This window comes from Bacillus sp. WC2507 (assembly GCF_052656125.1).
Genome location: NZ_JBQXPN010000003.1, coordinates 306,736 through 318,867 on the forward strand (window position 1 = coordinate 306,736; position 12,132 = coordinate 318,867).

11 protein-coding genes and 1 pseudogene are annotated in these 12,132 nt (G+C 36.0%); 4 read left to right on the forward strand and 8 right to left on the reverse strand.

All coding sequences use genetic code 11. The features are described 5' to 3' along the window. Nucleotides 1-195 precede the first annotated feature (195 nt). Nucleotides 196-426: a hypothetical protein gene (locus ACUN28_RS29355; RefSeq protein ID WP_016090039.1), complete on the reverse strand. Its 231-nt coding sequence runs from the start codon at nt 424-426 to the stop codon at nt 196-198. A 771-nt stretch (nt 427-1,197) separates the two neighbouring features. Between ACUN28_RS29355 and ACUN28_RS29360 the strand changes: the two genes are divergently transcribed. From ACUN28_RS29360 to ACUN28_RS29370, 3 genes are read left to right on the forward strand one after another with little or no spacing between them, the layout of a single operon-like run. Next, complete coding sequence (locus tag ACUN28_RS29360; RefSeq protein ID WP_016090037.1) at nt 1,198-2,463, forward strand: Y-family DNA polymerase; 1,266 nt, start codon at nt 1,198-1,200, stop codon at nt 2,461-2,463. After that, entirely contained in the window at nt 2,460-2,801 is a 342-nt protein-coding gene (locus ACUN28_RS29365; protein WP_016090036.1) for a YolD-like family protein, read from the forward strand. Before ACUN28_RS29360 ends, ACUN28_RS29365 begins: the two co-directional genes overlap by 4 nt. A gap of 48 nt (nt 2,802-2,849) precedes the next feature. Next, on the forward strand, nt 2,850-3,224 hold the full coding sequence (locus ACUN28_RS29370; protein ID WP_016090035.1) for a hypothetical protein: 375 nt from the start codon (nt 2,850-2,852) through the stop codon (nt 3,222-3,224). Nucleotides 3,225-3,253: 29 nt separating this feature from the next. Here ACUN28_RS29370 and ACUN28_RS29375 read toward each other — a convergent pair. The 5 genes and pseudogenes from ACUN28_RS29375 to ACUN28_RS29395 all read right to left on the reverse strand — a co-directional run. Beyond that, nucleotides 3,254-3,494 (reverse strand): annotated as a pseudogene (locus ACUN28_RS29375) (D-alanyl-D-alanine carboxypeptidase family protein); the annotation flags it as partial. Nucleotides 3,495-3,533: 39 nt separating this feature from the next. Further along, nucleotides 3,534-4,802 carry a serine hydroxymethyltransferase gene (gene glyA, locus ACUN28_RS29380; protein WP_445423471.1) on the reverse strand — a complete coding sequence of 423 codons (1,269 nt, stop codon included), beginning with the start codon at nt 4,800-4,802 and terminating at the stop codon, nt 3,534-3,536. Beyond that, a complete protein-coding gene (gene pdxK, locus ACUN28_RS29385) occupies nt 4,765-5,634 on the reverse strand; it encodes a pyridoxine/pyridoxal/pyridoxamine kinase (protein WP_016090033.1) in 870 nt (289 codons plus the stop codon). Before pdxK ends, glyA begins: the two co-directional genes overlap by 38 nt. Before the next feature lie 58 nt (nt 5,635-5,692). Further along, nucleotides 5,693-6,853 carry an aminotransferase class I/II-fold pyridoxal phosphate-dependent enzyme gene (locus ACUN28_RS29390; protein WP_016090032.1) on the reverse strand — a complete coding sequence of 387 codons (1,161 nt, stop codon included), beginning with the start codon at nt 6,851-6,853 and terminating at the stop codon, nt 5,693-5,695. A gap of 136 nt (nt 6,854-6,989) precedes the next feature. After that, nucleotides 6,990-7,715: a type 1 glutamine amidotransferase gene (locus ACUN28_RS29395; protein ID WP_016090031.1), complete on the reverse strand. Its 726-nt coding sequence runs from the start codon at nt 7,713-7,715 to the stop codon at nt 6,990-6,992. A 418-nt stretch (nt 7,716-8,133) separates the two neighbouring features. On the opposite strand from ACUN28_RS29395, the gene ACUN28_RS29400 reads away from it, so the two are divergent. Further along, nucleotides 8,134-9,030, forward strand: a complete 897-nt coding sequence (locus ACUN28_RS29400) for a LysR family transcriptional regulator (RefSeq protein WP_016090030.1) — start codon at nt 8,134-8,136, stop codon at nt 9,028-9,030. 383 nt (nt 9,031-9,413) lie between these two features. Here ACUN28_RS29400 and ACUN28_RS29405 read toward each other — a convergent pair whose 3' ends face one another. Beyond that, complete coding sequence (locus ACUN28_RS29405) at nt 9,414-10,637, reverse strand: cysteine desulfurase (protein ID WP_016090029.1); 1,224 nt, start codon at nt 10,635-10,637, stop codon at nt 9,414-9,416. A gap of 2 nt (nt 10,638-10,639) precedes the next feature. Continuing rightward, on the reverse strand, nt 10,640-11,947 hold the full coding sequence (hemL, locus tag ACUN28_RS29410) for a glutamate-1-semialdehyde 2,1-aminomutase (RefSeq protein WP_048894695.1): 1,308 nt from the start codon (nt 11,945-11,947) through the stop codon (nt 10,640-10,642). Nucleotides 11,948-12,132: the final 185 nt, after the last annotated feature.

Sequence of the window (12,132 nt, forward strand, 5' to 3'; positions counted from 1 at the left end):
TAAAAACTTTATTGAAAACTTTTTAATTTTATATTTATTTATACAAATAAATAAATATAATAAGGATATGCAAAATTGCATATCCTTATTATCAATAGGAAAAATACTGTTATAAGAAGTGACAATCCTGTTTGTAAGAAGTCTAGAAAAATAATTAACAAATTCGTTCTCGTATATTTAATTATTACCAATCTGCTATTTAAAACTTTCCCTTGAACACTCCTTTAGTTGTTCCATAGCAATCTTTCGCGCATGCTCCTCACTATCTATCAAAGTGAATCCTTGTGATATATAACTCCAAAATTCATATCCACAATCCTCCATCGATCTATAAGCTTCTGTTGTATATAGCCCATCTTTTCTTCTAATGATTTGAACCTTATAGTTTTTACTTGGAGAAAAAAACTCTTGTATCACCTGCTCCATTTATGAAACATCCTCCTTCAATCTATTATGTGAAATTATATTTTCACATAATCTCGTAATAGAAACCTCTTTTTACGATAAATTACTATCACTTTTTGAAAGGATAATATACCTTACATCCTCCCATCATTTTCTTCCTGTACTACCCAAATAAAATGTCATACTTTCTTAGGATTCTACAAATAGAATATAACATTCCTTAAAAAGAAGCCTCTTTTATAAGGATGACCTTCTTTAACCTTTTATTAAATTGAACTACCTTACGAAATGCCATACATTCTCTGATCCAATTCAAGATACTTTACTGCACTAAAAAACATAACGATAACGTCATTTATAAATACTTTTTTTTTACTATTTTCGTTACTTTACACAATCTAACGACTCCCACAATTAAAAAGAGCAATGGTATTAAAAATAAGAGTTGCCCTATTTCCGGAGCAAATAATGTTACTGTGGACAAATGACCAAATAATTTAGGGAATCTAATTAAAATAATTAACGGCAGCAACCAGTTACATCTTATGTATTCAGAATATGATATAACAAGCTTCCCTCCCATCATTTTCTTCCTGTACTAATCAATATAAATGATACAGCTTATATCCTAGAAACTTCAATAACATTTGGCCGTTATTTCTCTCTGTCGTTCTACTTATTTCTACTACATATAATTAAATATTTTTTCAAAAATCACTTCATAAAAGAACATAAGTTCGTGTATAATAATAACAAGAACAAACGTTCTCGTTATTATTAGGAGGAGTTATAGTGTATGACTATTCAATTTTACCGAATAGAATCATTTTATGTGTCGACCTTCGCAGCTTTTATGCTTCTGTTAGTTGCATCAAAATGGGATTAGACCCACTTCATACAAAATTAGCTGTAGTCGGTGATGTGAATAGGAATGGGTCCATTGTTTTAGCCGCAACTCCACCTTTAAAAGCAATGGGTGTAAAGAAGATGGCAAGGCTATACGAGATTCCTCGACAAAAAGATATCCTTATTGTGAATCCAATTATGGGAACCTATATTAAGTGCTCCAATTACATAACGAAGTTAGCTCTACAATATGTTCCTATTGAAGACTTTCATCAATACAGCATCGATGAATTTTTTATGGATATTACCGATAGCATCCATCTCTTTGCCCGAAATCCAAATGAATTTGCATTACAGTTTAAACGTGAAATATATGAACACACACGAATTGAATGCACAATCGGGATTGCACCTAACCTATTGATGAGTAAGGTAGCTTTAGATATTGAAGCAAAGAAAAATAAAGACGGAGTCGCTTATTGGACATACGAAGATATACCGACAAAATTATGGAGCATACGACCGCTTAATAAGTTTTGGGGGATTTCGCATAAAACAGAAACAAAATTAAATCAAAAAGGAATACATTCAATTGGAGATTTAGCTAATTATCCTCTTAAATATTTAAAACAAAGCTTCGGCGTGATTGGCGAAGAATTACACTTACATAGTAATGGGATTGACTTTAGTCGCATTTCAGAAAAATATGTTCCTGCCACAACTTCTATAGGAAAAAGCCAAATTTTAATGCGTGATTATACAATAGAAGAATTTCCGATTATCCTACTGGAACATACCGAAGAAGTTTGCTATCGATTAAGACAACAAAACAAACTTGCTCAAACCGTTCAATTTTCAATTGGATATAGTAAAAGTTATTCGGGTGGCTTTAGCAAAACACATACCTTAAGCCGTCCGACCAACTTAACCATGGACATTTATCAAGTTTGTCTATATTTTCTACATCAACAATATACTGGAGAACCAATTAGAAGTATTACTATTTCTCTAACAAAACTAATTGGTGAAGGAGAAGAACAAATTTCTCTTTTTGATAACATCATACAACGAGAAAAAGAAATAAAGCTAACGAAAGTAATGGATGAAATACGTACAAAATTTGGAAAAAATATCATATTAAGGGGAATTTCCTATACAAATAATGCAACAGCTAGATACAGAAACACACTGTTAGGGGGACACAAATCATGAACAACGCTAATATGCCAAAAGGCAGAGGAATGGTAAAATGGACACCGTTTGCAGCAATGCCAGAACAATTCGTCGGAATACGTGAAATGATCAAAGAGAAAAATAAAGTTGCACGCCCCATTTTAACTTCTGAAGAGAAAGAACGGATTGAGAACATGTTACTATGTTCATTGCTATCTGAAGAAGAGATATTAATTACATATTATGAAGACGGTTATTTACTCACTAACTATATGACCGTTATCGATATAGATCCATTAAATAGCTCCATCATATGTACGGATGCTTTCTATAATAAGATGACAATAAAATTTTCGAATATAATAGACGTAAAATAGAATACATTTAGGTGATGATGTTTGGAGTGTTATAAAGGAATGTATACAATGCAAGGGAATCAGATAAGAAAGAATACAGCGCGAACAACTATTCATAAGGATATAAATAATTATTCCTATTTAAATATACCTATGATTATCAATGAGAAAGATGGAATAACTTACGAGGTTTTAAGCGCTGGTTTTCATAATAATGATGCAGTAGCGATGATAACAACAGATGGTTTTGCTACAACTAGGGTAAATACACCAATCTTAACAGTAAAACACAATGATGGTAGTATCCAGGCATTCCGCTTACCTATAGAATTGGAGTATTGGGTACTTTCATGTATGTCTGATGCTTCAACAGGGAGAAATCCATTCCCATGTAAAGTCGCTTTTGGAATAATCGATACTAAGTTTCATGTGGAATTCAAGTGAAAAAGGAGCAAATTAATTTGCTCCTTTTATCGTTTTGTATGCTCTTTTCCTTTTCTTTTTACATTTTTTGCATACAGACTTTTTGATAATTATAAGAGCGAAGCCCTGAAATGGCATTCAACTGGATTCCTTCATGCTTTACTAAATCAAATAACTTTTCTATTGCTTCTTTACGAAGGTGACTCTATTCTAAAGTTCCACTAAATGAGAATAGTACATTTGGTACAACTAAATCCTCTGGTTCTATTCTTCGGGCAATCCATTCATTTTGCTAAGAATTAAATACAAGGTGCAAAAAACCGACCCGGGTTAATTACTTATTATCTCTTTCATTAAAGTCATATCCTTGTATATTGGAAATTTCTTAGTTAATTCTTTTACGATAGAATATGCTTTTTCTTTAGCTCTTACATTCTGGGGATTCTTTAATACTAAACAAATGATTTCAGCAATTTTAATCATTTCTAGTTCACCCATTCCTTGTGTTGTAACTGCTGGTGTCCCCAAACGAATTCCACTCGTAATAAAAGGACCCTTTTTATCAAAAGGAATGGAGTTCTTATTAACCGTTATCTCTACTTCCTCTAATAATATTTGAGCCTCTTTTCCTGTTAGGTTCATATTACAAAGATCTATAAGTAGCAAATGATTGTCCGTTCCACCTGTCAACACATTAAAGCCTAACTCTCTTAGTTCTTTTGCTAGCACCTTAGCATTCTTTATTGTATTTGAAACATATTTTTTAAATTCGGGCTGCAACGCTTCATTAAAAGCGACTGCCTTGGCCGCAATCATGTGCATAGCTGGCCCTCCTTGTATACCAGGGAATACACTCTTATCTATTGTAGCAGCCCAATCTCTTCGGCAGAGTATAATTCCCCCTCGAGGACCACGCAGGGTTTTATGGGTAGTGGTAGTAACAAAATCAGCATATGGAACTGGGCTCGGATGCATTCCAGTAGCTACAAGCCCAGCAATATGGGCTATATCTGCCATAAAAAATGCATTCACTTCTTTTGCGATGCTCGATAATCTCTCAAAATCAATAATCTTTGAATATGCACTTGCACCAATTACCATCATTTTAGGTTGATGTTTCAGCGCTAAAGTTCTAACTTCATCATAGTCAATATTGAAATGTCGCTTATTTACTCCATAAGATATAAAATTGTATAATACACCCGAGGAATTAACAGGGCTCCCGTGTGTAAGGTGACCACCGTGGGATAAATCCATTCCTAATACTGTATCTCCAGGCTTCAAACAAGCAGAGTAAACAGCCATATTTGCTTGTGCCCCGGAGTGAGGCTGCACATTCGCATGGTCCGCTCCAAATAATTGTTTTGCTCGCTCTATAGCTAAATTCTCTACAATATCTACATATTCACATCCACCATAGTATCTCTTTCCTGGATATCCTTCAGCATACTTATTAGTCAGCACTGTGCCCATTGCCTCTAAAACGGCTAGACTTACAAAGTTTTCAGAAGCAATTAGTTCAATATGTTTTTGCTGGCGTTGTAATTCATAATCAATTGCCTCAGCTACTTGATAATCTTTTTCCCTTAATTTCTTCATTATTAACTATCCCTTCTAATGAATTAGTAGTTTTTTTGTATGCACTATGATTTGTTGAGCCAACATATTGATTGAGAGCGAATGAACTGCGTATTGCTTCTGTAATAAATAACTTTGCAATGCTTACTGCCTCTATAACAGACTTCCCTTTCGCTAGTTCAGCAGCAATCGCTGCAGAGTAAGTACATCCAGCACCATGTATATGGTCGGTTTGAAATCGTTCTGATTGTATATATTTAAAATTCTTTCCATCATACAGTAAATCTAATGCTGTCTCATGTGCTAAGCGGCTCCCCCCTTTCACTAAAACATATTTTGGACCTAAATCGTGAATGATTTTTGCTGCTTCTTTCATGCCCGTAATGGATTTAATCGGAGCCACTTTACTTAAATGTGCCGCTTCCAGTAGATTAGGTGTGACAATTGTAGCTTTTGGTATGAGCAAATCTCGTAAACTATCTACTGTTTCGGGATGCATTATTTCTGTTACACCTTTGCAAACTAAAACAGGATCAATAACAATATTTTCGAGTTGATGTTGATCAATTACCTTGGAAACCAAATCGATTAGTTGGACCGATCCAAGCATTCCTGTTTTTACTGCATCAATGCCAATCCCTTCAATAATAGTTCTTAATTGCTCCTTTACTGTTATAATTTCTTGTGGAAATGTACGATGCTCCCAATAATTTTCAGGATCCATCGTAACAATAGTTGTTAATGCAGTCATCCCGTAGACATTTAACTCCTGAAATGTTTTCATATCGGCTTGGATTCCAGCACCTCCACTGCTATCCGAACCGGCTATAGACAAGACCTTGTTTTTCACCATAAGAAATCCTCCTATTTAACTGCTAATAGTGATAAGTGTAATTCGTAAAAGCAAGTATCTAGGATTGTAATTCACCTAGATACTTTTCAAGACGATTTAGAGCTTCCTCTAGTACCTTCATTGGCTGTACATAAGAAATCCTCACATAGCCTTCTCCATATTCCGTGAATGAGTCTCCAGGAATGAGTGCAACCTTAGCTTTTTTTAATACATCAGCAACAAATTCTGATGAGGTTTTCCCAAACTTTGAAATAGACGGAAAAAAATAAAATGAACCGTTTGGTTTGACTACAGTGAATCCCATATCTTGCAACCTCTCATATACATAGTCACGACGTATACGATATTCGTCACGCATGATGTAAGCATCGTTAATTCCTACTGTCAATGCCTCGATAGCAGCAACTTGACTAATCGATGAGACAGCAGCCGTCGTGTATTGCTGTAGCTTCTTCATTTCTTCAATCAGATATCCTGGTGCAAAAGCAAATCCTACTCTCCATCCTGTCATCGCATGGGATTTTGATAGCCCATTAATGACAATTGTTTTCTCTTTCATTCCCTCCATTTTCGCAATTGATACATGCTCCTCTTCAAAAACCAATTCGCTATATAATTCATCTGAAACAACCATTACATCTTTATCAACCAGCAAATCCCTAATTGCTTTTATTTCTTTTTGATTCAGTGTAACTCCAGAAGGATTCATCGTTGATGGGATAATGACACACCGTGTTTTATCTGTCATCATTTTTTGAAGAGCCTCTACTGTAACCTTAAATCCCGTATCCCTTGTGTCTAGATAAATAGGTGTTGCGCCACATAAACGAATAACCGGTTCGTATCCAGGATAAATAGGAGTTGGTAGAATAACTTCGGAACCTTCGCTAAGTATAGTTCTAAGAGCAAGATAAATCCCTCCGGTTGATCCGTTAGTTACTAGTATTTCGTGGTTAGGATCATAAGTAATTCCATATTTTACATGCATGTAGTTTGAGGAAACTTTAAGAAGTTCTGTATAACCCGAAGAAGGTGGATACGTTGTATGGTTATTTTCAATTGCCAATTGTCCAGCTATCTTTATATGCGCTGGAGTAGGAAAGTCAGGTTGACCAATGGTTAAATGGATGACATCCTCATATTGCGAAGCCATATCAAAAAAGGGGTCCATTTTTGAGGACTGCAATCGTGTTACTCTATTGTTTAATAAGTGTTTCATGTTTACATAGCTCCTTTTAGAGAGGGGTAGCAAAAGCCACCTCTCGCTGCCAAAGATGGTGACCAGAAAGTTAAATAGTATATGAATCTTTGATTTTTCACATTATAATAAAGTGATTAATTGTAGCATTAGAAATTTATGAACAATTTTCTACGTTAGCAAACACCTGATATTTCATCTCCATTGCATCGAGCAAAGTGAATAGTATGAATTTTGATAGAACCAACGAGTGTGTCTCTTCAAGCATTTCATGTGGCCGTTGTACATACATCCCTTGCTCAATTTCATCAGCACAATGTACTATTAATCTCTCAATACTGGCAGCACTTGACTCTAAATGAAATTGTAATCCAACGACATGGTCTTCATATACGTATGCCTGATTAACACATCCTTTGCTATACGCAATTCTCTTTGCTTGCGGAGGAAGTTGGAATGTGTCTGCATGCCAATGGAAAGGAACAAACACCTCAGGAAATCTGCTAAAGAAATCGATTTGCTTGGCCTCCTCCGACAATTTAACAGGAAACCAACCAATCTCCTTATAATGATTTTTAAATACTTTTCCCCCAAGGACTTCTGCGATTAACTGAGCTCCAAGGCATATCCCAAGTACTAGTTTTCGATGCTGAATAGCTTTCTTAATTAACTGTTTTTCCAATCCAAGCCATGGATATATTTTCTCGTCATAAACACCCATCGGACCACCTAGTATGACGAGCATGTCAAATTCCGAATAAGAGGGTAGACAATTGCTTTCATATAATAATGTCCCTGTGACTTCATGCCCTTTTTCCTCCGCCCAAGTTAAAATGTGTTCGGGTGATTCAAAAGATACATGCTGCAAATAGTGTATTCTCAAATTCTTTCCCTCCTTAAGATGTAGTTAAATTATTTAGATTTTAAGTATAATCTTGAGATTACCATTAAACAATTCAATCATTATTATAGAAACGATAGTTTTTACCTATCATTTTGTCTAATTGATGACTCATAATATACGTAAAAACCCACCTGCAGTACGGATATCTGAAAAAAACCTTTCCATTCACAATTAATCTATTAATTCACAGATTCAGCATGCATACGTACAAGTGGCAAAAGACAAGTTCACCTAAAGATTGTATGAAACAAGGTGATTACTGTCATATGAACAAAACCTTTTCAATGTAAAAGAAATAACTGTATGTACGAACACAAACAATAGATATTTACTATAATTTACCCTATAATGATTATTATTTCCTATAAAAAAATAATAACTTTTGGAGGAATAACTATTGGATCTAAAGCAATTGGAATACTTCATGACCTTATGTCAGGAACTACATTTTACTCGTGCCGCCGAAAAGTTAGGAATCGCCCAACCCTCATTAAGCCAGCAGATCCGTTTGCTGGAACATGAAATCGGTACGCCATTGTTTGATCGTGTTGGAAAACGAACCACTATTACCGAAGCGGGCAAAACACTGCTCCATCATAGCTATAATATATTCCATGAGCTATCACAAGCTCGTGCCGCAATTAGTGAAATACAGGGTCTAAAAAGAGGATCATTAAAGATAGGAGCACTCCTGACAGTTACAAATTACTTGATTCCTCAAACTGTAATTGAATTTCACCAAAGGTATCCGAATATTGAATTGGCTGTTTCAGGTATGCGAACTGGGGATATTTATAACGGTATTTTACAAAATGAACTCGATTTGGGGATAGTATTTTTGCCAATGCAACATGATGAATTAGAAACTATTCCACTCTTTAAACAACATCTTTCTTTAGCAGTTCCAATCAATCATTCCGTTGCAGAAGAGGAATTTGTCACGCTTGACGTTTTAAAAGATACACCTTCTATTTTATTACCTGACACATATTTTTTGCGGCAGCTGATTAACGAACAATGTAATGAGCTTGGATTCACAGCAAAACCAGTTATGGAAATGACGACTATGGAATCAATCATACAAATGGTCAGCAAAGGCGTCGGCGTCACCATTCTACCCAAAGGTTACCTTGACTATATCGACAATAAACTTATACGGACAATCCCTATTCAAAACCCGATGCTTATTACGCAAATTGGCATCGCTTACCGTAAAAACAAATATTTGTGTGCAGCAAGTCGAGTATTCATGGAGCAGTTGATTTCCACTATAAAAAGTGAACAATTTAAATAAATTGCACTTTATACACATCGAAATCAGTCTGAAGTTTAAGAATCCTTTTGACCTATTGTATTTTACTTAAACTATAATGTACATCCGATAAGAGTTGATTAAAAATCCTGTATTTAGCATACAGGATTTTTATTTTCTTCTTCCACAAAATAGAGCATACTTGAACTAAATCTATTGAAACAGATATGAAATGCATAGAAAATGGAGACAGCAAAAGCTAAGAAAAAATTAGGGACTCATATATGGTATTCCTTTTCATTTTTCTTTATAAATTCATAACTGGTAGTCTTTTTCCTTCCTCCTCTTCCTTTATAGATGTTCACTTAAATAATTGCTTTCTTTTCAAGCTTCTAATCATACTCATTATTAGTCTGCAAAGCCTATTAACCCTTCACCTTGAAGAATTCTCTTGCTTTATGAAGAGCAAATATGAATCGATCAATCTCCTCTTCTGTGTTATACAAATAAAAACTCGCACGTGCCGTGGAGCTGGTACCCAGATGTTCCATGAGTGGCTGACAACAATGCTGTCCAGCACGTATGGCTACTCCATATGCATCCAAAACAGTAGCAATATCATGCGGGTGAATATTCTCCAATTGAAACGTCACCAGTCCCAAACGCTCTTTTTCTGGACCAACTATTGTTAAATCTTCAATCTGTTTCATTTGCTCTACTGCATAGCCAGTTAAAAGCTTGTCATGCCTTGCAATGTTTTCTATTCCGACTTGTTCAAGAAAGTCTATCGCCACTCCTAAACCGATAGCCCCAGCAATAATCGGCGTACCCCCTTCGAATTTCCAAGGTAATTCCTTCCATGACGAAGCATATAAGCTAACACTATCAATCATTTCCCCCCCGAATTCAATTGGCTCCATCTTCTTAAGTAAGGATTCTTTTCCATATAGGGCACCAATCCCCGTAGGCCCACACATTTTATGTCCTGAAAACGCATAGAAATCACAGTCCAATTCTTGAACATTCACCTTTATATGAGGAACACTTTGTGCTCCATCCACTAAAATGACAGCTCCATGCTTATGTGCAATGGATGCCATTTTCTTCACCGGGTTAGTAATGCCTAGTACATTGGATATGTGTGATACGGCAACTATCTTTGTCCGTTTTGTGATTGTATTCTCCACATCTTCTATTGTAAACGTCCCGTCTGGTTGCAGTGGAATATATTTCAATACAGCTCCGGTGCATTTTGCTACTTGCTGCCAGGGAATTATATTACTGTGATGCTCCATTGCAGAAATAACAATTTCGTCCCCGTTTTTACATACCGATCGTGCATAACTGCTTGCTACTAGATTAATTGCTGCTGTGGCACCTCGAGTGAATAGTATTTCTTTTTCTGATTTTGCGTGAAGAAAACGAGCTACCTTAAACCGTGCTCCTTCATAAGCATCCGTTGCTCGTGAACTCAGTGAATGAACCCCACGATGGACATTTGCATTATCCCATTCATAGTAGTGTTTTAGTGCCTCAATTACCTGAATTGGCTTTTGTGCTGAGGCAGCATTATCTAAATATGCTAGGGGATGCCCATTAATCTGCTGATTAAGAATCGGAAAAAGTTTACGTATTTCTGAAATATTCATGATTACTCCCCCAATCCTTTGCTTATCATACTTAATACTCGATAATGAGCCTCAATTGTTGTTTCAATTACCTCATCCGAATGAGCATTCGATATAAACATGGCTTCATAGGGCGTAGGAGCTATCAAAACACCATGATTCAACATAGCCGCATAATATTTTTTAAATAAACGCATATTTGAAAGTTGAGCAGTTTCATAATTCACAACCTCATGTTCTGTAAAATAAAAGCAAAGCATTGAACCCACTCTATTTACTTTCAATGGAATACCAGTCAGTTTGGCATTTTGTATAAAGCCTTCAGCTAACCTAGCACCTTTTCTTTCTAGTTTTTCATAGATTCCATGCTGAGACAATAATTGCAAAGTTGCATACCCGGCTGCCATTGCGACCGGATTCCCAGATAATGTTCCAGCTTGATAAATCGATCCAGAAGGGGCCATTTGTTCCATAATTTCTCGCTTTCCGCCATAAGCGCCTACCGGGAGCCCTCCTCCAATTACTTTTCCTAGACATGTAAGATCTGGCTTAATTCCGTATAAACCTTGCGCTCCATAATAGCCTACACGGAAACCAGTTACCACTTCATCAAAAATGAGTAGACTTCCGTAGCGTTCAGTAATCTCACGTAACCCATGAAGAAATCCGGGCAATGATGGTATGACCCCCATATTTCCTGCAATCGGCTCAACAATAACAGCAGCAATCTGCTCACCAAATTTTTCAAATACAAAACGAATACTATCTAAACTGTTATAAGGTACTGTAATGGTATTGGAAGCAACACTTTTCGGGACTCCTGGACTGTCAGGTAAACCCAATGTTGCCACACCAGATCCGGATTTGATTAAAAAGGGATCCGCATGTCCGTGATAGCCTCCTTGAAATTTCACGATTTTTTGCCGTTTCGTATATCCTCTTGCTAAACGAATGGCACTCATGGTAGCTTCTGTACCAGAATTGACCATACGTATCATTTCAATAGATGGAATACTTCTACATATTAACTCCGCCATTTTTGTTTCAGCTTCTGTTGGTAAGCCAAAACTTGTTCCCTGACTTGCTGCCTCCTTTATGGCTTTAACAACTTCCGGGTGAGCATGCCCTAATATGAGTGGACCCCATGAACCAATATAATCAATAAATTCATTCCCATCGATATCAAATACGTGTGCACCCTGCCCATTTTTAGCAAAGATAGGTGCTAAATTTACGCATGAAAATGCGCGAACCGGACTATTAACTCCGCCAGGCATAATTCTTTTAGCTTTATTGAACGCTATTTCAGAATTTGTGTCTTTCCTTTTCATGTGCAATTTTTATCCTCTCCTTTTCAACGACTAATACTTTGCCATACATAAAAAAATATGAGATTATACTCTACAAATTCCCTACTACTCTATCTTTCATTCATCCTCTTATCCGAAAGCTTATTTATAACCATTTATTGTATAAATCAGCAATCCATTTATCTTCCACTAAAAAAATTGCTTCA